The following is a 23988-nucleotide window of genomic DNA, read 5'->3' as shown; positions in this document are numbered from 1 at the left end:
GCACCGCGTCACACGGCGTCATGAACGACACCTGTCGGGGACCTCGGGACACTACGCTCGCTCCATGTCCTCCTCCGGATCCCCCGTGGTCGTCGTCGGCGCCGGCATCATCGGGCTGAGCGCCGCGTGGCACCTCGCCGCGCTCGGGCAGCGGGTCCTGCTCCTCGACAGCGGCACGGTCGCCGGGGGCACCACCACCGCGGGTGCCGGGTTCGTCGGCCAGTGGGCAGCCGGGTACGCCTGGTACTGGAACGAGTCCGAGCGCGACGTCGAGCAGTACGGCATCGACTTCTACCGCGACCTCGCCGGCGCCGGCCACGGCCCGACCGGGTACCGGCAGAACGGCAACGTCTGGCTGACCGTCACCGAGCAGGGCCAGGCCGACCACCTGCCGCCGTTCGAGCAGCACCCGCTCCGGCCGGCCGGGGCGCGGACGCTCACCCCGGCCGAGGCGGCCGACCTCGTGCCCGGGCTCGACCCGACCGCGGTCACCGCGGGCTTCCTCCATCCGGACGGCATCCAGATCAGTGCGCCGGACACGGCCGCAGCGCTGGTGCACGCGGTCCGTGCGCGGGGCGTCGAGATCCGCGAGCACACGCCGGTCGCCGGTCTGGAGGGCCGTGGGGGCTCCGTCACGGGCGTCCGGACCGCGAACGGCGAGGTCATCGACGCCGCGAAGGTCGTGCTCGCCGCCGGCAGCTGGACGAACGCCCTCCTCGCCCCCTTCGGGCGCGAGCTGCCGACGGTCCGGGTCGTCGCCAGCCGGCTCGTGACGACGCCGTTCGGTCTGCCGGGCACCCTGCCGACCCTGATGCTGCCGGAGCTGCACGGCCTGTGGATCCGTGAGCACCGCGGCGGCCTGACGTACGGTGCCGGGCCCGGGTACGAGCCGCTGCACGTCGGCGGTGCGGACCGGAGCGACGAACCCGACCGCCGACCGGTTCGCACGGACCTGCTCGACGCCATGCGGACGTACCTGCACCCGATCGTCGCCCGGCTGCTCCCCGCCGCGGCGAGCGTGCTCGGGGTCAACGAGACCCCCACGCAGGGCGTCGTCTCGATGACCGCCGACCGGAACTTCATCGTCGGCGCGGTCCCCGAGCTGGACGGGCTCGTGGTGGCCGGTGGCGACAACGAGTCCGGCGTCACGCACGGCCCGGGTCTCGGGCGGATCGCGGCGGAACTGAGCGTCACGGGCACGACCACCCTCGGCGACGCGAGCCGCTACGCCCCGGCACGGTTCCCGGCGGCGGCCCCGACCGAGGCCGAGGTGGTGGCGATGATGCCGGCGCGACGCGAGGCCGACGCCCGACGAGCCGGAGCCGTGGCATGAGCGACGTGCTGAGCGACCGGGCCCAGACGCACGTCGTGATCGGCGGCGGGGTCGTCGGCGCCGCCACCGCGTACGCCCTGACACTCCGCGGCGAGCGCGTCCTGCTCGTCGAGCAGCACGAGCGCGGGCACCACAACGGCTCGTCCCACGGCGCGACCCGGATCTTCCGGCAGGGCTACGCCGACCCCGAGTACGTCGCCCTGACCTCCCGCGCGCTGGCGCTGTGGGAAGCGCTCGAGGGCGCTGCGGAGGAGGAGCTCATCGTCCGCACCGGGGCCGTCGACCACGGCCGCGCCGAGGTCGTCGACGCCATCGCCGCCGCGCTGACGGACGCCGGCATCCCGTACGAGACCCTCACCCCGGACGCCGCGGCCGCACGCTGGCCGGGGATCGCGTTCGAGGGCCACGTGCTCGCACACGCCACGGCCGGTCGCATCCGGTCCGACCGCGCCATCGAGGTGTTCCTCACCCTGGCGGAACGGACGGGGCTCGCCGAGCTGCGCTTCGACACGGGGGTGACGGGGCTCGACGACCACGGCGACGACGTGACCGTGACGCTGTCCGACGGGTCCACCCACCGCAGCTCGTCCGTGGTGGCGGCCGTGGGGTCGTGGGCACCCGCGCTGGTCGGCGACCTGCTCGCCGGACGCGGGGCGGGCCTCCCGGCCATCCGCGTCACCCAGGAGCAGCCCGCGCACTTCCCCAGCCGTCTGCCGGACCAGGCGTGGCCGAGCTTCGTGCACTGGGCGGCCGACGACGACGTGTACGGCCTGCTCACCCCGGGCGAGGGCGTCAAGGTCGGGTTCCACGGCACCGGCCCCGTCGTCGATCCGGACCACCGCGACTTCACGCCCGTGCCGGCCGAGGCCGAGCGGTTGCAGGCCTACGTCGCGCGGTACGTGCCCGGTGTCGACGCGACGAAGCCGACCTTCATCAGCTGCCTGTACGACAACTCCCCCGACGAGGACTTCGTGATCGACCGACGTGGTCCCGTCACCGTCGCGACCGGGTTCTCCGGCCACGGCTTCAAGTTCGCACCGCTGCTCGGCGACATGATCGCCGACCTCGCGACCGGCGGGGCCGCACATCCCCGTTTCTCCCTCTCGAAACCATCCCCCTCAGGAACCCCGTGACGACCCGACTCCTCTCCGCGCTCGCGCTCTCCGCTGCCGTCGCCGCCGTGCTCACCGGCTGCGCCTCGACCGGGGCGTCCACCGACGTCTCCGACGGCCTGGTGATCGGGACGACCGATCCCGTCACGTCCCTCGACCCGGCCGGCGCCTGGGACCGCGGCAGCTACACGGTGCAGACGCAGCTGTACCAGCACCTGCTCACCTACCCGGCCGGTGAGACCACGACGAGTCCCGAGGTCGCCGAGTCGTGCGACTTCACCGACGGCACCCACTACGTGTGCCGGATCCGTGACGGGCTCACGTTCTCGAACGGTGACGCCCTGACGGCGAAGGACGTCGTGTTCTCGTTCGAGCGCCAGGTCGGCATCGGCTCCGAGAACGGTCCGGGGGCGCTGCTCGCCAACATGGCGTCCGTGGCGGCCGACGGTGACGAGGTCACGTTCACCCTGAAGCAGGCGAACGACCAGACGTTCCCGTACGTCCTGGCGAGCATGGCCGGGGCGATCGTCGACAGCAGTGTGTTCTCGGGGACGAAGGTCCACGCGGACGACGGGGTCGTCGGGTCCGGTCCGTACGCGCTGCAGCAGTCCGCCGACGGCGGGGCGACCATCGCGTTGACGGCGAACAAGGAGTACGACGGCACCGCGCCGGAGTCGTCGAGCGTGACGATCAAGCAGTACACGAAGTCCGCCGACCTCAAGCTCGCGGTGCAGGAGGGTGACGCCGATGTGGCGTACCGCCAGCTCACACCGACCGAGGTCACCTCGTTGTCCGAGGACGACGGCCTGCAGCGGGTCCAGGGCTCGTCGGGCGAGGTCCGGTTCCTCGGCTTCAACCTCGACACGATGCCCGGTGACGACACCGCGCAGAAGACCGCGATCCGCCAGGCCGTCGCCGCGACCGTCGACCGCGCGGCGATCGCGAAGGACGTCTACCAGGGCACCTACGCTCCGGCGTACTCGATCGTGCCGTCCGACTTCACCGGCGCGACCGATGCGTTCCAGACGGAGTACGACGGCGCCGACCCCGCGGCCATCCTCGAGAAGGCCGGCGTGCGCACGCCCGTCACGCTGCCGATCGAGTACACGACCGACCACTACGGCTCCGGGTCGGACGACGAGTACGCACTGATCAAGCAGCAGCTCGAGGACACCGGCCTGTTCACGGTCGACCTGCAGTCGGCGAGCTGGGACACCTACGTCGGGAACGTCGGCAAGGGCGAGTACCCGGTCTTCCAGCTCGGGTTCTTCCAGGACTACCCCGACGCCTCGTCGTACCTGACGCCGGCGTACGGTTCCGAGGACGTCAACCTGCTCGCGAACCACTTCGACGACCGGGCCGTGCAGCAACTGGTCGCCGCGCAGGCGGTCGAGGCCGACGCGACCGAGCGGACGAAGCAGATCGAGGAGATCCAGCAGGACACCGCCGAGTCCGTGCCGCTCATCCCGTTGCTCGCCGGGCAGGAGAACGTCATCGGGCAGAAGTCGCTCACCGGGCTGACGAAGTCGGTCGACGCCTCTGGTGAGTTCCGCATCTGGGAGATCGGGCGCTCGTGAGCACCGGCGACGCAGCGCTGCGCGACGCGGTCCGCGCCGGGATGCCCGCGGGGCTCGACGAGCTCGCGGCGCTCGTCGCCATCCCGTCGGTCCACGACCCGGCCGTGCAGTCGCTCGACGACTGCCGCCGCGTCGCCGAGCGCGTGCGGGGTGCGTTCGACGGCCTCGGCCTGACCTCGCGCCTCGTCACGACGTCGGACGGCTCGCAGGCGGTCCTCGCGACCCACCCCGCGCCGCCCGGCGCCCCGACGGTCCTGCTCTACGCCCACCACGACGTCCAGCCCGCGGGCGACCTCGCAGCGTGGACGAGCGACCCGTGGACCCTGACCGAGCGACAGGGTCGCCTGTACGGTCGCGGCGCTGCTGACTGCAAGGGCGGGGTCGTCACCCACCTCGTGGCGCTGCGGGCCCTGCTCGACGGGCACGGATCGTTCCCGGTCGGACTCGTCGTGGTCGTCGAGGGGTCCGAGGAGCAGGGCACCGACGGTCTCGAGCAGTACGTGTCCGCCCACGCAGCGGACTTCGCCGACGTCGACACAGCCGTCGTGATGGACGCCGGCAACGCCGCCGTCGGGGTCCCCGCGCTCGTGACCACCCTGCGCGGCACGGCGTTCGTCGAGCTGCGCGTCCGAGCGCTGCACGGCAACGTGCACTCGGGGATGTTCGGCGGTGCGGCGCCCGATGCCATCGCGACCCTGGTGGCCCTGCTCGCCACGCTGCGCGACGACGCCGGGGACACCACCGTCGACGGACTCGAGGCCTCGCAGACCTGGGACGGCCTGCCCTACGACGCCGACCGGTTCGCCGCCGACGCCGGGCTGCTCGACGGCGCGGTGCCGATCGGGTCCGGGGACCCGGCATCCCAGGTCTGGGCACGGCCGGCGCTGACCGTCGTCGGCATCGATGCGCCGGCGGTCGCCGGGTCGTCGCCGTCCGTGCAGTCGACCGCCGGTGCCGCGCTGAACCTCCGGGTCCCGCCGGGCGTCGACCCCGCTGCCGCCGGCGAACTGCTGGTGGCGCACCTGCTGCGGCGAGCGCCCGCCGGGGTCGAGGTCAGCGCGCGGGTCACGGGCACGGGCGACGGCTTCCGGGCGACGGCGGGGCAGTACTCGTCGGCGTTCCGGAGCGCACTGGCGTCGTCGTACCGGGTGTCGTCGGTGGGGTCCCTCGGCGGCGGCGGATCGATCCCGCTCTGCGCGACGCTCGAACGGACGATCCCGGGGGTCGAGGTCATCCTGGCGGGGGTGTCCGAGCCGGCTGCGAACGTGCACGCGCCGGACGAGAGCGTCGATCCGTCTGAGATCGAGCACATGGCCCTGGCCGAGGCGACTTTCCTCGCCGGCCTCGGAGCGGCCGGAGGCTGACCCGCCGGGCGCCTGGGCCGGGCGCTGGCGCCGTTACGCGACGCCAGCGCCCGGGCGTCAGGCGGCGGCAGGTGCCGATGGCTTCCGCCGCGTCCGAACCTGCAGCACCCCCGTCAGCAGCAGCACGACCAGGCCGATCGCGAGCACCACGAGCCCGCCGAGGAACCCGATCACGACGAGCAGCATCGTCTCGGTGGACATCCCCCCGCCGCTGCTCCCGTCGGACGCGGCCGCGGCGGCGACCGACCCGTCGGTCTGCTGCGTGACCGCCTCGACGCCGTCGGTCACCGAGAACGGCACCGCGACGACCGTTCCCTGGTCACCGACGAGCACGACGTGGTGGTCGCCGACCTCCAGGCCCGTGGTGTCGACCGTGGCGGTGGCCGTGGCGTCCTCGACGGTGAAGTCGTCGCCCTGCACCGGTTCGGAGTAGGTCCACACGCTCCCGCCCTCGTCGTCGCCCGTCCACGGCAGGCGGAGCTCGAGCTGATCACCGGCGGTGACCTCGTCGCGGATCCCGGCGTCGGCGGCCGCGACGGTCGTGATGTCGCCGGCGTCGATCTTGCGTTCCAGCTCGTCGGAGTCCGCGGCGGGGGCCGTGGGTGGCTCGGCGGCCGAGGGGGCCTTCGCGCTGTTCCGGGGCTGGGCGGCGGTGTTCCGCGGCGCAGCGGTCGGCGCGGCCGTCGGCGCCGTGTCCGAGGCGTTCGTGATGGTCGGTGCTGTGGCGGCCGGCGGCAGCTGCACGACAGGCGGCTGGATCGCCGTGCCGCCGTTGCCGCCGGTACCACCACCCGTGGTCGGACCGGTCGGCAGGGTGCCGGGGACCGTCTGTCCGGCGAAGTACACCGGCGTGAAGGTCTCGAGCGCGGCGTCGGCGGCGCCGTGCGCACCGATGGTCAGGACCCCGCACTGCACGGCCCCGGACAGGCAGTCGACACGCTTCGTCGACTGGCCGGTGAAGGTGGAGCGCGCGATGACGCCGCCCTGCGTGAAGCCGGCGTTCTTGGTGCCGCTGAACTTCGCGGTCGCTGCGGCGCCGGTGCCGGTGTTGTCGGGCCAGGCGACGAAGCCCTGGCCGTCCTGCCCGGTGCCGCCGGACCCGGGGACGTAGTCGTAGCCCGCACCGGCGGCTCCCCCGGCGCTCGGGTGCTTCGTGACGTACCCGAACAGCACGTACAGCCCGGAGCCGTTGGTGTTCTTCGTGAAGCCGGTGCCCGTCACGGTGAGCTTCGTTCCCGCCGCGGCGGTCGAGAGGCCGGTGGCCGGCCGCACGTTCGTCGAGGCACCCCGGGCGTTCTTCGCCCCGCTGATCGATCCGTCCGCCCCGACCACGGTCGACCCGCCGCCGGTACCGCCGCCGCCCGTTCCCCCGCCGCCGTTCCCGCCACCCGGGTTCGTCGGCGCCTGCACGGTGACGCGCAGGGTCGCGGTGTCCGAGGCGACCCGACCGACGACGGTCGTACCGAGGGCGTTCGTGGCGACCGCGCGGTACCGGTCGCCGTCCAGCCCCTCGGTGGCCGTGATGCGGAGTGTGCTGGTCGTCGCGCCGGCGACCGAGGGACCGTCCTGCAGGTCGGCCCAGCCGGACGGGGTGTGCTGCTGCCACTGCACGGTGGGCGTCGGGGTCCCGGTCGTGGTGACCGCGAAGGACACCTGCTGCGGCGTGGCGGGGGTCGTGCTGCCGTCGGTTCCGGTGGTCGCGCCGGTCAGCGTCACGGCGACGTCGGCCGGCTGCGCCGTGATGGTCGGGGTGGTCACGACCGTGAACGTGCGGAGGCCCTGGTCGGCGGCGTCGGTCGCGGCGTTCACGACGCCGACCACCGCGCGGCCGTCGGCGGCGACCACGATCGGGTCGCCGGTGTAGGTGGTGCCGGGCTGGTACTCGGCTCCGAGCGTGGGCGCGGTGCTGCCGTCGATCGCGTAGGCGCGGACGACGTTGCCGGTGTCGGTGCTGCCGGCGGCCGACACCCAGAGGCGCTTCGCGGACTCGTCGACGGCCAGGTACGCGGCACCGCCGACCCGGTCGATCGAGGTCGTCACGGCCGGGGTCCCGCGCAGCGAGACGGCTCGGAGCGTGGCGTCGCCGTCGTTGCTCCACCACGCCCGGCCTCGGGAGTCGACGACGGTCCCGCCGGTGGCCCCGGACGTCGCGGTGGCGCCGATCGACACGTCGGCGACCGAGGCCCCGGTGTCGAGGGCGACGACGCGGGCGAGGGCGGCGGCCTGGTCGAAGACGACGGCGCGCTTGCCGGTCCAGTCGACGCCGACCGAGGAGATCGTCCCGGTGACCGAGCCGATCAGGGTGGCCGTGCGGGTGACGGCGCGGACGGTCCCGCCAGCGGGGCTGGTGCCGACCTCGATCATCGCACCCGACCCGGCTCCGGCACCCGCACCGACCGCGGCCACCCGCAGCAACCCCGCGGACCCGCCGTTCGCGGCCGGGGCGACCTGCGCGACGACCGAGCCGTCGGCGGGGTCGATCGCGAACGCCTTCGCGGCGGGCACCGCGACGGAGGGCTTCACGTGCACGACGTCCCGGTAGGCGGCATCCGTGCCGCGTTCGACGACGACCCAGCCCTGGACGTTCGCGCCGGTGCCGCCGAACTCCGCGGCGGGCAACGACGCGGTCGCGACGATGTTCCCGGTCGACGGGTCGACGCTCGGCTTCGAGGTGGCGACACCGGGGTCGATCGGCCCGGCGACGCGCTTGCCCTCGTCGTCCACGACGAAGTAACTTGCCTTGGCGGTTCCGGCAGCCGGTACCTGCACGACGTTCAGGGCGCGCGCGGCGTCCCGCACCACCGTGGTGACCCGGCCGATCGTGCGGTCACCGACCGTGGTCTGCACGCCGGTGCTCACGAGCCCCTGGACGCCGGGGTCGCTGAACCCCTGGTCACCGTCGGCGCCGCCGTCACCGTCCGTGCCCTCGGCGGCCCAGTCGCCCGTCACGGCGACCGACAGCGGGTCCAGCGCGGTGCCCGCGGCGTAGAACTGCGTCGGGTTGCCGCCGCCGGTGACGTCGGCTGCGAAGGCCGCTGCACCCGCCGCGGTGATCGTGGTGGGCAGACCGGTCCACGAGTACGCCCCGTCGGTGACCGATCGGGTGCCCTTGGTGACGTCGATCGTCGCGAACGCGATGCGCTTCGTCCCCGGGTCGGACGTCGTGGCACCGGTCGTCGGGTCCACCAGCCGCACGTCGACCCCGGCGGTCAGGGTGCCGGTGGTCGGCGTGAGCTCGATCGCCGGGTCGCGCAGCGAGATGACGAACGTGTGCGCCCGGTAGTCGAACACCGCGGCACCGGAACCCGTGACGGTGAGCTTCCGCGTGCCGGGGTCGTAGCTGCCGCCCGACGCGGCGAACCGGAACGTGCCGTCGGCGTTCTTCGACGCACCGCCGGACACCGACTGCCCCGCGGCCGGCACGTAGTTCCGGAACGACTGCTTGAACCCCCAGTCGAGCGTGCCGCCCGTGACGGACGTGCTCGGACCCGAGGCCGCGGTGGCGGCGGTCGCCGCGGTGGGCACGGTGCCGGCGACGGCCGCGGTCAGGCCGATGATCGCGGCGACGGTGGCGCTGAGCGCGCGGAGGCGACGGGCCGGTCTGGTCTGGGTGTGCATCGGTTCCTCGGGTCGGGTGGTGCGCGTGTGGGGAGGCGGTGCCCCGGGCGGACCCCGGGGCACCGCGTGGGTCACCAGGTGACGGGGACCTGGACCTCGTCGAGGTCGACCGGGTCGTTCGCGACGCCGTGCGCCGAGAACGTCTGGACGAAGCACTCGTACTGCCCGAGGGCAGCGTTGGCGGTCGCGGTCTTCGTGGCGTCGTAGTCGCAGCTGACGGTGGCGGCCGCGTCGCCGGTGTGGTGCGGGTCCGCGGTGTAGGACTTCGCGACGTCGATCGTCGTGGTGAAGCCGCCGCCGGCCGTGAACGCGCTCTTCGACACCCACTGGGCGGAGCCGAACCAGCCGGAGTTGGTGGCGTAGTCCGCCTGCTTGGGCCCGTAGACGACGTAGACGCCGAAGCCGCGCCCCTGCGCGTCCCCGTCGAAGCCGCTGCCGGTGACCGTGACGCTGCCGTCCGAGACGCCGTGGAGCGCCCCCGGGCCGTCGGTGACGACCGAGGCCGGACCGCTGACGGACAGGCTGGCGCCGTAGTCGTTCGTGACCGCGGTGGCCGCGGACGCGCTGACCGCGGGCAGGACGGCGATCCCGACCGCGGCGACCCCTGCCGCCAGCGTGATCCCGAACGAGCGTGCGATTCGTGTCATGTTCGTGTTTCCCTCTCGATGTGGGCGCCCCCTGTGAGCACCCGGGTCCGGTGGTCCTACGGCGCGACGTCGGTCGCGGTGCGTCGTGCGGTGCGGCGGGAGTGCACGATCGCGAAGACGACGAGCGCCGCGACGGCCACGACGAGCGCGGACAGGCCGCCGAGGACGATCCGCAGGACGCTCGGGTCGATCCCGCCCGCGGAGCCGTCGGCAGCCGCGGCCGCCACCGCCGATGGGGTCGCCCCGGCCGGCACGGTGGGGGTCGCCGACGCGGTCGGCTCCGCGGTGGCGCTCGGCTTCGTCGTCGAACGCGCGGACGGCTTCGTGGTCGCGCGGGTGTCGGCGCTCGCCTCGGACGTCGGCTCGACGGACGGACGGGAGGCGCTGCCTGCGTCCGTCGTGTCGGCCGGTGCCTGCCCGGTGGTCGCCCTGGTGCCGCCACCGGCCAGCGTGCCGCCGCTGCCGTACAGGTTCTGCACGGAGACGGGTGTGAACGACTCGTTGTTCGCGTTCGCGACGCCGTGCGCACCGATCGTGATGATCCCGCACTGCACGACCGTGCAGTCGACGGTCTTCGCGGCACCGTTCCGGTCGAGCGCCTGGAACGTCGAACCGGGGACCTTGAGGGTCGCGGACCAGGTGCCCGTGGCGGAGTCGACCGTGCCGCCGTTCGCCGCCGACGCGGTGGTGCTGCCCTCGAAGGCCACGAAGTCGAGGTACCCGGTGGGGTTCGACTCGTCGTCGGGCACGTAGCTGTAGTCCGCGCCCGTCGCCCCGCCCTTGCTCGGCTGCCAGGTGCCGTTCACGGTGCCGAACGCCACGTAGATGCCGCCGTACCCGTTCTTGATGCCCTGGAACCCGGAACCGCTCAGGCGCAGCGTCGTCAGGTACGTCGAGTCGACCTGGTTCGTGACCTCGGGGTGCCCCTCGATCGCGACGCTGACACGGCCGGCTGCCGATGCGGGGGCGACGCCCACCAGAGCGGCTCCCCCGGCACTGAGTGCGACGAGCAGTCCGGCGAGCGCGAGCCGCAGCGGGCGGGTGCGGGTGGTCACGAGGAGGCCTCCTGGAGGGTTCGGGACGGCACGACGACGGGCGTGCCGGTGTTCGGGTCGGGCACGACGGTGACCGGGTGCCGGTAGACGGTGCCGATGCGGTCGGCGGTCAGGACGTCGGTGGGGGTGCCGTCGGCGACGATCCGACCGCCGGCGAGCATGGCGACGCGGTCGGCGTACGCCCCGGCGAGGCTCAGGTCGTGGAGCACCACGACGACGGCGCCACCGGCCCGGGCGTGTGCGCGGGCGACGGCCAGCACGGCCTCCTGGTGTCGAAGGTCGAGGGCGGCGGTCGGTTCGTCGAGCAGGAGCACCGGGGTCGACTGCGCCAGGACCCGGGCGAACGAGGCCCGGGCGCGCTCCCCTCCCGACAACGAGGGGAACGCCTGGTCGATCCGGTCGGCGAGTTCGACCTGGTCGAGCACCCGCGCGACCACGGTGTCGTCGTCGACCGCTCGCGGGGTCCCCCGCCACGGAGCACGGCCCATCCGGACGACCTCGCCGACGCGGAACCCGAAGGCCACCGCGGTGTCCTGCTCGAGCACGGCACGCCGACGAGCGGTCGCGAGCGGTGCTTCGCCGCCGGTGCGCACGCCGTCGATCGCGACCGTGCCGCTGTGGGCGAGGTCACCGGCGATCGCCCGGAGCAGGGTCGACTTGCCGGCACCGTTCGGACCGACGAGCGCCAGGACCTCGCCCGCGCGCACGGTCAGGTCGACGTCGGCGAGCAGCGGTCGTCCGTCGATGACGACGCCGATCCCGGAGGCGACCACGGAGCCGACAGCGCTCGTCTCGGTCATGCCCAGCCTCCCGACCGTCGGCGGGCACGGCGCAGGAGCCAGAAGAAGAAGGGTCCGCCGACGAGCGAGGTCAGCATGCCGATCGGCAGGTCCGCGTACGGCACCAGGGTGCGCGCGAGCAGGTCGGCGATCGTCAGGAGCAGGGCGCCGCCGAGCGTCGAGACGAGCAGCAGCGGGCCGTGCGCCGGGCCGATGACCATCCGCATCAGGTGCGGGACGACGAGTCCGACGAACGCGATGATGCCGGCGAACGCGACCGCTGCGCCGACGAGCAGGGCGACCACGACGATCGCGACGACCCGGACGGCCTCGACCCGCACCCCGACGTGCCGCGCGGCCCGGTCGCCGAGGGCGAGCAGGTCGAGCGAGCGCGTCAGCACGACGGCGCCGACGAGGCCCGCACCGATGACGGGGGCGATCGCTGCGGCCTGGTCCCACATCGAGCCGTTCAGGGACCCGAGCTGCCAGAACACGATCTGCTCGCGCGCCTGCTGGTCGCCGAGGAACGTCAGGAAGGCGAGCCCCGCACCGGTGAACGCGTTCACGGCGATGCCGGTGAGCAGGAGCGTGACGACCTCGGTCCGGCCGCCGGCACGGGACAGCCCGTAGACGAGCAGCGTCGCGACCAGCCCAGCGGCGAAGGCCATCAGCGGCGTCGTCCAGTACCCGGCGAACTGCAGCCCGAACACGATCGAGGCGCAGGCCCCGAAGGCCGCGCCTCCGGACACCCCGACGACGCCGGGGTCGGCCAGGGGGTTCGCGAACACGGCCTGCATGAGCACACCGGCTGCGGCGAGCGCGGCTCCGATCAGCAGCGCCATCACCACGCGCGGGAACCGGATCGTCCACAGCGCCTGGGTGACGAGGTCGTCGGCGGGACCGTCCACGGGCAGCCCGAGCGAACGGCCCACGGTCCGGAGCACCTCGGCGGGCGAGATCCCGAGCTGCCCGACGCTCGCCGACACCAGCGTCGCGACGACGAGCGCCACCACGAGCCCGATGGTGAGGAGCGCGATGCGGCCGGCCCGCGACCTGGACGTGACCGCCGGTGCCGCGGGGACGTGCGTGGCGGGCGCGATCCGTTCCTCCCGGATGGTCACGAGGCGTCCGCCGGACCGTAGATCGCCGCTGCCAACGCGGCCACGATCTCGGGCGTGCGCGGCCCGAAGCTCATCACCGTCGTGTCGGCCATGTCCACGATGCGGCGGTGCTCGCCCGCGGGCGTCTTCGCGATCGCGGGGACCCGCTGGAGCAGTCCGTCGACGCCGTCGACGGACTCGAGGCCCTTGGTCATCATGATGACGAGGTCCGGCTGCATCGCGACGAGCGCCTCGGCGTTGACGGGGCGCATGCCCGTCCAGTCCTGTTCCGTCGCGACGTCCCGCCCGCCGACGGCGTCGATGAGCGAGTCGGCGCCGGACTCGCTGCCGAACAGGTAGTAGATCCCGGCGTTCCCCCGCACGTACAGGAACACCATCTTCAGCTTGTCGGCGCGAGCCGACGGCGCAATCCGGGCCACCTGCGCGGCGACGGCCTGCTCCTGCGCGTGCACCTCGGCGGCCAGGCGGTCGCCGGTCGCCGGGACGCCGAGCGCGGTCGCGACCTGCTCGATGATCGCGTCGGTGTTCGTGGTGTCCCGGTGCGGGTCCAGGACGACGACGGGGACGCCGGCCTTCCGGATCTGCAGGACGACGTCCCACGGTCCGAGTGAGGTGTCGGTCAGCAGCACGGTCGGGCGGAGCGCGAGGATCGACTCGGCGGAGAGTTCGTGGCCGTTCTGGGTGACGAGCGGCAGGTCCTCGGTGCCTGCGAAGCCGGTCGAGACGTCCCGTCCGACCAGGTGGTCCCCCAGGCCGAGGCCGTACACGGTGGACGACAGCGTGCCGGAGATGTCGAGCGCGAGGATCCGGTCCGCGCTCGTGACGGTCACCTCGGTGTCCTGGTTGTCGGTGACGGTGACGGGCAGCTCGGGCTCGTCCACCGTGCTCGCCGTCGGCGGCAGGTCGGTCGCCAGGGTCGCGGTGCGCTCGCCGGTCACGTCCTTCGCGTCGGTCACCGGGGCGATGGCCTGGAGGCCCGCGGCCGGGTCCGTCGCGCTCGTCCCGCGACCCGCCGCGTACTTCGCACCCGCGGTGCCGGTGCCGCCGCCGGTGCAGCCGGTCGCCACGGCGAGGACGACGAGGGCGGACGCTGCGGCCGTGAGGGCGCGACGGAGTGACGACATGGAGATGATCCCGAGTGCTGGTTCGTGAAGTTAGGTGAGCCTCACCTAACCGTTAACTTAGGTGAGCCTTGCCTACCTTGTCCAGCGCGTGTCACCGTCTCCCCGCTACGGTGGTCCCGTGCGCATCGTGGTGGCTCCGGACTCGTTCAAGGGCACCGCGACCGCGGCGTCCGTCGCCCAGGCGGTCCGCGACGGCTGGCTGACCGAACGCCCCGACGACGACGTGGTGCTCGTGCCGATGGCCGACGGCGGCGAGGGCACCCTCGATGCCTTCGCGACCGCCGTCCCCGGTGCGGTCCGGGTCCCCGTCACCGTGACCGGGCCCGCCGGCACCCCCGTCGAGACGTGGTGGCTCATGCTGCCCGACGGCCGTGCGGTGGTGGAGCTCGCGGCGACGAGTGGTCTGCCACTGCTCGACGAACTCCTGCCGGACACCGCGACGAGCCGCGGGTTCGGCGAGGCGATCGCCGCCGCGCTCGACGCCGGCGCCACGGGGCTCGTGCTCGGCATCGGCGGCAGCGCCTCGACCGACGGCGGCCGTCCCGTGCTCGAAGCCCTCGGCTACGACGGCGATCGCGGCACGCTGCGTGCCCTGCCACCGCTCGGCGTCACCGTCCTGACCGACGTGACCTCTCCCCTGCTCGGCCCGACCGGCGCCGCCGCGGTCTTCGGACCCCAGAAGGGGATCGAGCCCTCGCGGGTCGCATTCTTCGACGAGCTGCTGGCCGCCTGGGCCGCCCGCTTCCCTTCGGTGGACCCCGTGACCCCCGGCGCCGGCGCCGCGGGTGGCGTCGGCTTCGGCCTGCTCGCCTGGGGTGCGACCCTGGCCCGCGGCGCGGACGGTGTCGCCGAGGTCCTCGGGCTGGCCGACCGACTCACCGGCGCCGACGTCGTGATCAGCGGCGAGGGCCGGTACGACGGCCAGTCCGCCGCCGGCAAGGTCCCGTCGGTGGTGCGGTCGCTCACAGCGACGCACGCCCCCGGCGCCCGGTCGATGCTCGTCGCCGGCGCGATCGAGGCCTCGCTCGACGACTACGCCGCCGCTGCCTCGCTCACCGTCCTCGCCACGCAGACCACCGGGGAACCGGACGACGCCCTGGCCGACCCGCTGCGCTTCGCCACGATCGCGGGCCAGCGCCTCGCACGGCTGGCCTGACCACTCCGATTCCCGCACTGGGGAGCCCCATTGGAACCTCCCACGCTGTGGCGCGCTCCATCAGACTGGGTGCGGGCCGGAACCGGCCCGCAACGCACCCCCACGAGGAGATCATTGCGCACCGTCAACGCGTACGCGGCACCGTCAGCGACCGAGCCGCTCGTCAAGACCACCATCACCCGTCGTGACGTCGGAGCGAACGACGTCGAGATCGACATCGCCTACGCCGGCATCTGCCACTCGGACATCCACACCGTCCGCGGTGAGTGGGGCCAGATCCAGTACCCGCAGGTCGTCGGCCACGAGATCGTCGGCCACGTCTCCGCCGTCGGCGAGAACGTCACCAAGCACAAGGTCGGCGACCGCGTCGGCGTCGGTTGCATGGTGAACTCGTGCGGCGAGTGCGAGAACTGCGTCGCCGGCGAGGAGCAGTACTGCCTCAAGGGCAACATCCAGACCTACGCGGGCGTCGACCCGGCCGATGGCTCGATCACCCAGGGCGGCTACTCGCAGGCGGTCGTCGTGAACGAGGACTTCGTCCTCCGCGTCCCCGAGTCGCTCGACATCGAGAAGGTCGCGCCGCTGCTCTGCGCCGGCATCACCACCTACTCGCCGCTGCACCACTGGAAGGCCGGCCCCGGCACGAAGGTCGCGGTCGTCGGCATGGGTGGCCTCGGCCACATGGCCGTCAAGATCGCGGTCGCCCTGGGCGCCGAGGTCACCGTCCTGTCACAGACCACGTCGAAGGAAGCCGACTCGCTCCGCTACGGCGCGAAGGCCCACTACGCGACGAAGGACCCGGAGACGTTCGAGAAGCTCGCGAACTCCTTCGAGCTCATCATCAACACCGTGTCGGCGAAGATCCCGATGGGCTCGTACCTCGGCCTGCTCAAGGTCGACGGCACGCTCGTCAACGTCGGCGCTCCGTCCGAGCCGCTCGAGGTCCCGGCGTTCGCCCTGATCCCGCGCCGGCTCAGCTGGGCCGGGTCCGCCATCGGCGGCATCCGCGAGACCCAGGAGATGCTGGACTTCTGCGCCGAGCACGACATCCTGCCGGAGACCGAGCTCATCAGCGCCGACCAGATCAACGAGGCCTACGAGCGCGTGCTGTCCTCGGACGTCCGCTACCGCTTCGTGATCGACGCGGCCACGCTGGCGTAGTCGGCACCACTTGCGAGACGGGAGGCCCGTTGCCAGCCGGCAACGGGCCTCCCGTCTGTCCGCCTGTCCGCCTGTCCGTCGGGCCGTCAGCCGACCTCGTCGCCGGACGGCAGCGCGCCGCACCAGTCGACGGAACCCGCGTCGATGCTCGCCTCGAGCGCACCGGAGGTCGCGTCGACGATGCTCACCAGCTCGTCGGTCGCCGACTTCGTCGCGACCGCCACGAACTGCCCGTTCGGGGACGGGCAGACCGCCGTGACGCTCGCGTCGTCGGGGATGGTCACCGGCAGCCGGGAGGCCCGCCCACCGTCCACACGCACGATCCGTGCCGAGACGGTCCCGTCCGACCGCACGTCCCCCAGCACGCGCAGGTACGTGTCGTCCGTCAGCGGGGCGATCCTGCCGAGCACCGCCGCGTCGGTGCTCGCGGCCGGCGCCCGCAACGCCGTCTTCGCGCCGTCGGTCAGGTCGAGGCGCTCGATGCCCGTGCCGGTCTCGACGACGGCCGTGGTGCCCGAGCCGACGAAGCCGTGCAGGTACGTGGCGCTGCCGAGCCGGACGGGGTCGGCGCGGCCGCTCATGTCGACGAGCACCAGGTCGTCGCTGCCCGTCCGCACCAGGGCGCTCTCGGTCCGGGGCACGTAGGCCCACTGCCCGACCGTCATCGGCACGGCGCCCGTCTGCGGCTTCCCGTCCTCGGCGATCGCGGTGGGCAGGTGCGTGCCCGTCATGTCGACCACGTACAGACCGGTGTTCCGCGACTGCCCGGTGGACGTGTCGGCGTACTCGAACCCGAACGACGCCGCGTCGTCGGCGACGTGCAGCGCGGTGACCCGACCCTGCGAGGACGGCAGGGTGAGGTGCTCGACGGGGGCGTCCGGGTCCTGCACCCCGCCGGACAGCGCGACCACGTCGACCGAGGAGCTCGCATCGCTGCCGCTGACCACCACCAGCGACCGTCCGAGCCGGGCGTACTCCGAGATGTCGGCGCCCTGGTACACCGTCGTCGCACCGCCGGCGTCGAGGGAGCGGCGCACGATGCGGTCCTTCGCGCCGTCGGCTCCCGGCACGAGGGCGAGGACGTCGGTGCTGCCGGTGCGGATCGCGGCGGTCAGGTCCGCGGTGGCACGCTGCCCCGGAGCCCGGACGTTCGCGACCGTCACCGTGTAGTCGCGGTCGTAGGCCAGGGGTCCGGCGAACTCGACCGCGATCGTGTTGCCGCTCGAGGTCACGGTGTGCGCGGCCGCGGGGCTGACCCGGACGTCGGCGGCGGACACCTGCTGCAGCGCCTGGTTCGCCGTCAGGATCACCCGCTGCGCCGGGCGCGACACCAGACCGGTGGCGTCGTACGACACGTCGCGCAGGCGCGGCCCCTGCTGCGACCCGACAACCGCGGCGAGCGCGGCGACGACCGCCAGGACGAGCACGACGGCGAGGTACCGGCGGTGGAACCGGCGCGTGACCGGGCGGCTCGCGTCGCGCTGGCCGCGGCGCCCCTCAGTACTCGTGCCCGTCTCAGTACTCGTGCCCGTCTCAGTACTCATACGGGTCCTTCGGCTGCGCGATCTCGGTGACCTTCGCGGCCTTGATGACGATGCGGGCGTCGGCGGACTGGTCCGGGTTCGCCGCGAGTGCGCCGGTCACCGTGACCCACTGCCCTTCGTCGGGCTCCGCCTCGGTACGGTCGCCGCCCTCGGTCACCACGCCGAGGCCGACTGGCTGGGCGTCCACGGCGCAGCAGCTGATCACGAACCGGGTCAGGGTGAACGAGCCGTCCTGGCCGGGCACGACGAAGCCGGACAGCCGCACCTGCTTGCCGACCAGGGCCGTGGTGTCGGTGGTCTGCCGGATCAGCGCCGCCCAGTCCTTGACGCCGTACTCCGAGGTGTCGACGCCCTCGCTGCCGAGCAGGGAGACCGCCGCCTCGGAGCCCGTCGCGTTCGACAGGGTCGCCGAGTCCACGCTCCGCTGCTGCGCGGTGCGGGCGGACAGCGTCGTCGGGGGCAGGACCAGCATCGACACGGTGACCCCGACCGTGACGATCGCGGCCGCTCCGCCGAGGGCAAGGCGGACGGCGCGACCACGGCCGGGCCCGCGCCGCCCGTGGTCGTGGTCCGGCTCGTGCTCGTGCTCGTCCGCGTCGTCACCGTGCGTGTGGCCGTGGCCGCGTGCGATGACCACCAGGCCCGCGATCGAGGCGGGTACCGCGACGGCGGCGAGCACGATCGTGAACACCGAGTACCGCGGGTTGATGTACAGGTCGAGGTGGCCCACCAGTGCGAGCCAGAGCGTGCACAGGGCGACCGCCAGCACGGACCCGAGCCCGAGGTAGGCCGGAGCGTTGCTGCTGCGTGCGTCAGACGAGGACATTCATCACCAATCCCACGGCGCCGGCGAACAGGACGCACACGACGGCGAGCAGCACCAGGAACCGGACCCGGAACGTCGTGCGGAGCAGGGCGATCATCTTGACGTCGATGATCGGCCCGATGATCAGGAAGGCCGTGATCGACCCGGGCAGGAACGTCGAGGCGAACGACAGTGCGAAGAACGCGTCGACGTTCGAGCAGAGCGACACCGTCATCGCGAGCAGCATCATCGCCGCGACGGACAGCACCGGGTTCGAGCCGATCGCGACGAGCGTGGAGCGGGGCACGGCGACCTGGATCGCCGCAGCCAGGCCGGCGCCGACGAACAGGGCCGGCATCATGGTTGCGGTCTCGCCGCCGAACTGCGCGGCGCTCTCCCGCCAGCGGTTCCGGCTCCGTGGTGCGCCGATCGCAGCGCGGCAGCGGGCCTCGAACGCGGGCAGCAGCAGGTCGGCCGGGCGGCGGTGCGCGGCGACGATCCAGCCGACCAGGTTCGCGATCACGAAGCCGCCGACGATCCGGACCGGCAGGATCCAGCCGGACCAGCCGAACGCCTGCGCGGTGCTGATGATCACGAGCGGGTTGAGGATGGGGGCGGCGACCAGGAACGTGACGGCCTCGGCAGGGGTGAACCCGCGCATCATCAGGCCGCGGGCGAGCGGCACGTTCCCGCACTCGCACACCGGGAACAGCATGCCGATCAGCGAGATCACGGCGCGGCGGCCGAAGGCGTTCTGCGGCAGGACCTTCTCGAGCGCGCCGACGGGCACCCACACCTCGACGACGATCGACAGCACGATGCCGAGCACCACGAACGGCAGCGACTCGACCACCACGCTGATCGCCAGCGTCAGGAAGTCCTGCACGACGTCCGGCAGGCCGGCGGTCCCGATGCTCGGGGACAGCAGCCGGATCCCCAGGAGCACGACGACGGCGAGCAGCACGAGGCCCGGGCCCGTCAGGGAACGGGAGCGGGAGCGCTGCTGCGGCGGCGTGGTCGTCGTCACCCGGAAAGGATAGGCGACGCGTGCTGCGTGGCGGTCCGCGCGCGGCCGCCTGCGCACCGTGCGAGTTCGTTCACCCCGTGCAGGGTTGCTCGCTCGGTGCAGGCCTGGAGCGCCGCACGGAGCCACCAACGCCGCACCGGCCCGCGAACCCAGCACCGTGCCGCAGTCAGACCCGCGTGATGCCCGCCACGTGCCGATCGAGGGTGTCGATCGCCCACGAGGCGTCACCCCCGGGATCGACCCGCACGATGTGCATCGCGAGCCCGTCCACCAGGGCGTGCAGCCGCCGGGTCTCGTAGGGCACGTCGGCGTCCGGCACCCCGAGCGCCCGCAGGATCCGCCCGCACCACTCCCGCATCTCGTCGACGACCCGGTCGTGGAACGGCCGAAGCTCGGCGTCGGTCAGCGCCGCCGTGCCGAGGCCCAGGTAGACGTCGAGCTCGATGCGTCGCTCCTCGTCGAGGGGCAGGAGCTCGAGCAGGACCGCGTGCGCGTACGCCGTGCCCCGCAGGTCCGCGGGCACGGCGTCGATCCGGGCCGCGGTCGCGTCGAACACGAGCTCGAGCGCGTGCGAGCGGACGCTCGCCTGCGTCGGGAAGGTGTAGCGGACGGTGCTCGGCGCCAGTCCGGCCTCCGCCGCGACGTTCCGGACGCTGAGCGCCCCGAGTCCGTCGCGGGCGAGCACCCGGCACGCCGCTTCGGACACGGTGCGGCGCCGCTGCTCGACGTCCATGCTCCTGGCCACGACGCCATACTCGCACAGTCGTACGAACTCGTGCTACCGTCGAGGTCGTTGTCGCACAGTCGTGCGACTATGCGACCGAACGAAGGGAACATCGTCATGGCATGGGTCATCCTCGTGCTGAGCGGCGTGCTCGAGGCCGTCTGGGCCACCGCACTGAGCGCCTCGAACGGCTTCAAGAAGGTCGTGCCGACGATCGTGTTCATCGCCGGAATGGCGCTGAGCATGGTGGGGCTCGCGTTCGCGATGAAGTCGATCCCGGTGGGCACCGCCTACGCCGTCTGGGTCGGCATCGGCGCCTCGCTGACGGTCGTCGTGTCGATCCTGCGCCGGCAGGAAGCCGCGTCGCTCGCACGCCTCGGCCTCGTGTTCGGCCTGGTCGCCTGCGTCGTCGGCCTCAAGGTGGTGAACTGAGGTGGCCTGGATCGTCCTGTTCCTCAGCGCCACGCTCGAGACCGTGTGGGCGACCGCCCTCGGCGAGAGCGACGGCTTCACCCGACCCGGCCCGACGCTCGTGTTCGCGATCACGATCGTGGTCAGCCTGGGCGCGTTCGGCTACGTCCTCAAGCACATCCCGATCAGCACCGCGTACGCCGTGTGGACCGGCACCGGTGCAGCCCTGACGGTGCTGTGGGGCATGGCCACCGGCGCCGAGCCCGTCACCCTGCTGCGCGTGCTGTTCATCGCCGGGATCGTCGGCTGCGTCGTCGGCCTGAAGCTCGTGCCGGCCCGTCCGGTCACCGAGCCCACCGCCCCCGCCGAGCTCTCGCGCTGAGCGACAGCTCACGCGCCGCCGGCCCCGTGATCTGTCGCTGACCCCGAAAGCCGACTCGCGCCGTGGACGCGCGCCGGGACGGACGGGAGGCCCGGTGCCAGCTGGCGCCGTGCCTCCCGTCCGCCTGTGGTCGCGCCCACCCCGCATGGTGAGCAGAAAAGGTCGGGTCACCTCGCGGGACCCGACCGTTCCTGCTCACGAACCGAGCGCTGGGAGCGTCAGACGGAGGCGCCCGTCCACTCGTCCTCGGCGGCGACGTGGTCGCTGCCGACCGTGCCGGCGGCGAGCGCCGCGGCGGCGCGCTCCGTGTGGCTCGGCGGGTTCGACGGCACGTCGGACGGACGGCCCTCGTCGTTCAGCTTGCGGAGCTCGGGGACGATGTCCGTGGCCAGGATGTCGATCTGCTCGAGCACCGTCTTGAGCGGCAGCCCGGCGTGGTCGACCAGGAACAGCTGGCGCTGGTAGTGGCCGACGTGGTCCTTCATGGCCGCGTACCGGTCGATGACCTGCTGCGGCGAACCGACCGTGAGCGGGGTCTGGGCGGCGAAGTCCTCCATCGAGGGGCCGTGCCCGTAGACCGGGGCGTTGTCGAAGTAGGGCCGGAACTCGTTGACCGCGTCCTGCGAGTTCTTCCGGGCGAAGAACTGCCCGCCCAGACCGACGATCGCCTGGTCCGCACGGCCGTGACCGTAGTGCTCGAAGCGCTGGCGGTACAGCCCGACCATCTGCTCGGTGTGCTGGATCGGCCAGAAGATGTTGTTGTGGAAGAAGCCGTCACCGTAGTACGCGGCCTGCTCCGCGATCTCGGGCGTGCGGATCGAGCCGTGCCAGACGAACGGGGGCACGCCGTCGAGGGGGCGCGGCGTCGAGGTGAAGCCCTGCAGCGGCGTGCGGAACTTGCCCTGCCAGTTGACGACGTCGTTCTCCCAGAGCTGGCGGACGAGCGCGTAGTTCTCGATCGCCAGGTTGACGCCCTGGCGGATGTCCTGGCCGAACCACGGGTAGACCGGGCCGGTGTTGCCGCGACCCATCATGAGGTCCATGCGGCCGTCGGAGATCACCTGGAGCATCGCGTACTCCTCAGCGATGCGCACCGGGTCGTTCGTGGTGATGAGCGTGGTGCTCGTCGAGAGCGTGATGTCCTTCGTCTTCGCCGCGAGGTAGGCCAGCAACGTGGTCGGCGACGAGGCGACGAACGGCGGGTTGTGGTGCTCGCCGGTGGCGAAGACGTCGAGTCCGGCCTGGTCGGCGTGCTGCGCGATCGTGAGGATGTCACGGACGCGCTGCGTGTCGTCCGGCGTGGTGCCGGTCGTGGGGTCGGTCGTGACGTCACTGACCGTGAAGATGCCGAACTGCATGATGCGCCGCCTTTCGCGATATCGATGCGTTTGCATCGACTTGCTGGGTACAACGTAGCGTACGCCGGTGCATTCCCACCAGGCGTCAGCGCGCTGCGGGCAGTGCTGCGGGGTCGGTCCGGGCCGCGTGGTGCATGCCGTCGAGGAACCACACCGCGGTCACCACCGCCAGGACGCTCGCGCTCGAGGCCAGTCGTCCGGCCATCAGGATCGCGGCGTGGTCGTGAGCGCCGTCCCCCGTCAGGCCGACGACGAGCGCGGCGACGCCGACGGCCAGCGTGACCCCGGTGGCGACGAGCAGGACGACGCTGACCACCCGGCGCGGACCCCGACGGCCGTCCCGGTCACCTCGGAGGCCCCGGTCGACCCTCGGACCGAACGCCCGGACGACGCCGAGCCAGAACATCGCGATCGCGCACGCCCCGATGATGTCGCTCACCCGGTGCCAGCCGTAGACGACCGTCTGGTTGGCGACGAAGACCGCGTAGGCGGCACCGAGCAGGGTGACGATCGGCCGGAAGCGACGGGGCGTGACCATCAGGACGGCGAACAGCGCGGCCAGCGCGATGGTCGCGTGGCCTGAGGGGAACGAGTTCGGCGTCGTCGACTGGGCGATCTCCGGGCGCTCGGCGATACGCTTGACGAGCGTCGAGGTGGCCGCCGACGCGAGCACCACTGCACCCGCGCCGAGCCCCACCGAGAGCCGTCGCCTGGCGAATGCCACCGCGACGATCACGACAACGAGCAACAGGATCACCGGCACCGAGATGACGTTGAGCGCAGTGTCCGAGCTGAACAGGTCGGACTCACGGACCCCGCCGAGCGCGGCGTCCTCCATGCGCTGCCCCACCGGCGTCAGCACCGCGGCCGCGTAGACGGAAGGCACGATCACGAACCCCAGAGCCGCCAGCACACCCCACCGCAACCGCCGCGAGACGCTCGGTCCACGCGACTCCGGTGCATTGCGCTCGGGTGTCAAGGTCACCGGGCTGGTCCTCCTCGGAGTGGTCGTCGTCGGTCTCGTCGCACGCCTGGTGACGGCGCTGCGATTCGGACGGTCGGGGTCGGACACGATACCGTTGGCTCACCGGCCGGAGGCTGGGAACCGCGCGGCCGTCACCCGCGGATCCCGCGCTGTGCCGCTCAGTGCCGCGCCGCTCAGTCCGGCGGGCACCGCCGGACTGACGCACGTCGCGTCGGCAGTGTACGAGGAGGAGACCGAAGTGGCCATCAAGGAACCGGGCATCACCGCCTCACCGAACCGCGGGCTCGCGCTCACGGTCGGTGGCGTCCTCGCACTCTGGGGCATCCTGGGCTTCTTCTTCGCCGCCGACGGCGACCCCGGCTTCTTCAGCCGCCAGGGCGGGATGCTCTGGAACGCCTTCGGGGTGAACCCGCCGCTCGCCCTCATCTGGGTGCTGCTCGCCGCGGTCCTGCTCATCACCGGGCTCGGCACCACCATCGGTTCGCGGAACGGCAACCTGGTCGTCGGCGCCGTGCTCGTGGTGCTGGCCGTCTACGGCTTCGTCTTCGTCAACACCTCGGCGAACATCTTCGCGCTGAACACCACCGACAACGTGTTCCACGCGATCGTCGGGGTCATCCTGCTGCTGACGGCGCTCGGTGCCGACAAGGAGAACCTCCGCGCGCTGCGTGCGGCGGCTCGCGCCTGACGCACCGACACGATCCC

General features: G+C 72.7%; 21 protein-coding genes. 9 read left to right on the top strand and 12 right to left on the bottom strand.

Annotated elements, in window-relative coordinates:
* The first annotated feature begins 64 nt into the window (after positions 1 to 64).
* Genes M4960_RS17240 through M4960_RS17225 form a run of 4 tightly spaced genes read left to right on the top strand, consistent with a single transcriptional unit; the run spans position 65 to position 5386 of the window.
* Positions 65 to 1333, top strand: coding sequence for an FAD-binding oxidoreductase (locus M4960_RS17240; protein WP_248704924.1), 1269 nt, complete (start codon positions 65 to 67; stop codon positions 1331 to 1333).
* A complete protein-coding gene (locus M4960_RS17235; RefSeq protein ID WP_123293476.1) occupies positions 1330 to 2466 on the top strand; it encodes an FAD-dependent oxidoreductase in 1137 nt (378 codons plus the stop codon). The genes M4960_RS17240 and M4960_RS17235 overlap by 4 nt, the downstream gene beginning before the upstream one ends.
* On the top strand, positions 2463 to 4022 hold the full coding sequence (locus M4960_RS17230) for an ABC transporter substrate-binding protein (RefSeq protein ID WP_248704923.1): 1560 nt from the start codon (positions 2463 to 2465) through the stop codon (positions 4020 to 4022). Before M4960_RS17235 ends, M4960_RS17230 begins: the two co-directional genes overlap by 4 nt.
* Positions 4019 to 5386 carry a M20/M25/M40 family metallo-hydrolase gene (locus tag M4960_RS17225; protein WP_248704922.1) on the top strand — a complete coding sequence of 456 codons (1368 nt, stop codon included), beginning with the start codon at positions 4019 to 4021 and terminating at the stop codon, positions 5384 to 5386. The genes M4960_RS17230 and M4960_RS17225 overlap by 4 nt, the downstream gene beginning before the upstream one ends.
* Positions 5387 to 5443: 57 nt before the next feature.
* Here the strand turns inward: M4960_RS17225 and M4960_RS17220 are convergent, their stop codons facing one another.
* From M4960_RS17220 to M4960_RS17195, 6 genes are all read right to left on the bottom strand, one after another.
* Positions 5444 to 9004, bottom strand: a complete 3561-nt coding sequence (locus tag M4960_RS17220) for an HtaA domain-containing protein (protein ID WP_248704921.1) — start codon at positions 9002 to 9004, stop codon at positions 5444 to 5446.
* 71 nt (positions 9005 to 9075) lie between these two features.
* A complete protein-coding gene (locus M4960_RS17215) occupies positions 9076 to 9651 on the bottom strand; it encodes a hypothetical protein (RefSeq protein ID WP_111085395.1) in 576 nt (191 codons plus the stop codon).
* 56 nt (positions 9652 to 9707) lie between these two features.
* Positions 9708 to 10706 carry a hypothetical protein gene (locus tag M4960_RS17210; RefSeq protein WP_248704920.1) on the bottom strand — a complete coding sequence of 333 codons (999 nt, stop codon included), beginning with the start codon at positions 10704 to 10706 and terminating at the stop codon, positions 9708 to 9710.
* A complete protein-coding gene (locus tag M4960_RS17205) occupies positions 10703 to 11506 on the bottom strand; it encodes a heme ABC transporter ATP-binding protein (RefSeq protein ID WP_248704919.1) in 804 nt (267 codons plus the stop codon). Before M4960_RS17205 ends, M4960_RS17210 begins: the two co-directional genes overlap by 4 nt.
* A complete protein-coding gene (locus M4960_RS17200) occupies positions 11503 to 12606 on the bottom strand; it encodes a FecCD family ABC transporter permease (RefSeq protein ID WP_374203004.1) in 1104 nt (367 codons plus the stop codon). The genes M4960_RS17205 and M4960_RS17200 overlap by 4 nt, the downstream gene beginning before the upstream one ends.
* Complete coding sequence (locus M4960_RS17195) at positions 12603 to 13730, bottom strand: hemin ABC transporter substrate-binding protein (RefSeq protein WP_248704918.1); 1128 nt, start codon at positions 13728 to 13730, stop codon at positions 12603 to 12605. Before M4960_RS17195 ends, M4960_RS17200 begins: the two co-directional genes overlap by 4 nt.
* A gap of 118 nt (positions 13731 to 13848) precedes the next feature.
* Here M4960_RS17195 and M4960_RS17190 point away from each other — a divergent pair, with 118 nt between their 5' ends.
* Both M4960_RS17190 and M4960_RS17185 read left to right on the top strand, forming a co-directional pair.
* Entirely contained in the window at positions 13849 to 14886 is a 1038-nt protein-coding gene (locus M4960_RS17190) for a glycerate kinase (RefSeq protein ID WP_248704917.1), read from the top strand.
* Positions 14887 to 15000: 114 nt separating this feature from the next.
* Positions 15001 to 16047 (top strand): NAD(P)-dependent alcohol dehydrogenase, encoded by a 1047-nt coding sequence (locus M4960_RS17185; protein ID WP_248704916.1) that lies wholly within the window; start codon positions 15001 to 15003, stop codon positions 16045 to 16047.
* Positions 16048 to 16133: 86 nt separating this feature from the next.
* Here M4960_RS17185 and M4960_RS17180 read toward each other — a convergent pair whose 3' ends face one another.
* The 4 genes from M4960_RS17180 to M4960_RS17165 all read right to left on the bottom strand — a co-directional run bounded on the left by M4960_RS17180 (position 16134) and on the right by M4960_RS17165 (position 20168).
* On the bottom strand, positions 16134 to 17591 hold the full coding sequence (locus M4960_RS17180; RefSeq protein WP_248704915.1) for a hypothetical protein: 1458 nt from the start codon (positions 17589 to 17591) through the stop codon (positions 16134 to 16136).
* Positions 17581 to 18417, bottom strand: a complete 837-nt coding sequence (locus M4960_RS17175) for a TIGR03943 family protein (protein ID WP_133937529.1) — start codon at positions 18415 to 18417, stop codon at positions 17581 to 17583. The genes M4960_RS17180 and M4960_RS17175 overlap by 11 nt, the downstream gene beginning before the upstream one ends.
* Positions 18404 to 19423: a permease gene (locus M4960_RS17170; protein ID WP_123672144.1), complete on the bottom strand. Its 1020-nt coding sequence runs from the start codon at positions 19421 to 19423 to the stop codon at positions 18404 to 18406. The genes M4960_RS17175 and M4960_RS17170 overlap by 14 nt, the downstream gene beginning before the upstream one ends.
* A gap of 166 nt (positions 19424 to 19589) precedes the next feature.
* Positions 19590 to 20168 carry a TetR/AcrR family transcriptional regulator gene (locus tag M4960_RS17165; protein ID WP_248704914.1) on the bottom strand — a complete coding sequence of 193 codons (579 nt, stop codon included), beginning with the start codon at positions 20166 to 20168 and terminating at the stop codon, positions 19590 to 19592.
* Positions 20169 to 20264: 96 nt separating this feature from the next.
* On the opposite strand from M4960_RS17165, the gene M4960_RS17160 reads away from it, so the two are divergent.
* Positions 20265 to 20579: a multidrug efflux SMR transporter gene (locus tag M4960_RS17160; RefSeq protein WP_248704913.1), complete on the top strand. Its 315-nt coding sequence runs from the start codon at positions 20265 to 20267 to the stop codon at positions 20577 to 20579.
* 1 nt (position 20580) lies between these two features.
* Positions 20581 to 20940, top strand: coding sequence for a multidrug efflux SMR transporter (locus tag M4960_RS17155; protein ID WP_248704912.1), 360 nt, complete (start codon positions 20581 to 20583; stop codon positions 20938 to 20940).
* A gap of 218 nt (positions 20941 to 21158) precedes the next feature.
* Here the strand turns inward: M4960_RS17155 and M4960_RS17150 are convergent, their stop codons facing one another.
* Positions 21159 to 22298 (bottom strand): CE1758 family FMN-dependent luciferase-like monooxygenase, encoded by a 1140-nt coding sequence (locus tag M4960_RS17150; protein WP_123339972.1) that lies wholly within the window; start codon positions 22296 to 22298, stop codon positions 21159 to 21161.
* A gap of 85 nt (positions 22299 to 22383) precedes the next feature.
* A complete protein-coding gene (locus M4960_RS17145) occupies positions 22384 to 23283 on the bottom strand; it encodes a phosphatase PAP2 family protein (protein WP_131844768.1) in 900 nt (299 codons plus the stop codon).
* A gap of 238 nt (positions 23284 to 23521) precedes the next feature.
* On the opposite strand from M4960_RS17145, the gene M4960_RS17140 reads away from it, so the two are divergent.
* Positions 23522 to 23971, top strand: a complete 450-nt coding sequence (locus M4960_RS17140) for a DUF4383 domain-containing protein (RefSeq protein WP_165901145.1) — start codon at positions 23522 to 23524, stop codon at positions 23969 to 23971.
* Positions 23972 to 23988 lie beyond the last annotated feature (17 nt).

The sequence above is a fragment of the Curtobacterium sp. MWU13-2055 genome, from assembly GCF_023242305.1.
GTDB lineage: Bacteria > Actinomycetota > Actinomycetes > Actinomycetales > Microbacteriaceae > Curtobacterium.
This window is presented reverse-complemented; position numbering and strand designations above follow the sequence as displayed.

What these genes read in the sequence shown, in the direction of transcription:
- M4960_RS17205 (WP_248704919.1), bottom strand. Translation starts at nt 11,506, where the DNA reads ATGACCGAGACGAGCGCTGTCGGCTCCGTGGTCGCCTCCGGGATCGGC.
- M4960_RS17235 (WP_123293476.1), top strand. Translation starts at nt 1,330, where the DNA reads ATGAGCGACGTGCTGAGCGACCGGGCCCAGACGCACGTCGTGATCGGC.
- M4960_RS17215 (WP_111085395.1), bottom strand. Translation starts at nt 9,651, where the DNA reads ATGACACGAATCGCACGCTCGTTCGGGATCACGCTGGCGGCAGGGGTC.
- M4960_RS17180 (WP_248704915.1), bottom strand. Translation starts at nt 17,591, where the DNA reads ATGAGTACTGAGACGGGCACGAGTACTGAGACGGGCACGAGTACTGAG.
- M4960_RS17195 (WP_248704918.1), bottom strand. Translation starts at nt 13,730, where the DNA reads ATGTCGTCACTCCGTCGCGCCCTCACGGCCGCAGCGTCCGCCCTCGTC.
- M4960_RS17175 (WP_133937529.1), bottom strand. Translation starts at nt 18,417, where the DNA reads ATGTCCTCGTCTGACGCACGCAGCAGCAACGCTCCGGCCTACCTCGGG.
- M4960_RS17220 (WP_248704921.1), bottom strand. Translation starts at nt 9,004, where the DNA reads ATGCACACCCAGACCAGACCGGCCCGTCGCCTCCGCGCGCTCAGCGCC.
- M4960_RS17150 (WP_123339972.1), bottom strand. Translation starts at nt 22,298, where the DNA reads ATGCAGTTCGGCATCTTCACGGTCAGTGACGTCACGACCGACCCCACG.
- M4960_RS17160 (WP_248704913.1), top strand. Translation starts at nt 20,265, where the DNA reads ATGGCATGGGTCATCCTCGTGCTGAGCGGCGTGCTCGAGGCCGTCTGG.
- M4960_RS17240 (WP_248704924.1), top strand. Translation starts at nt 65, where the DNA reads ATGTCCTCCTCCGGATCCCCCGTGGTCGTCGTCGGCGCCGGCATCATC.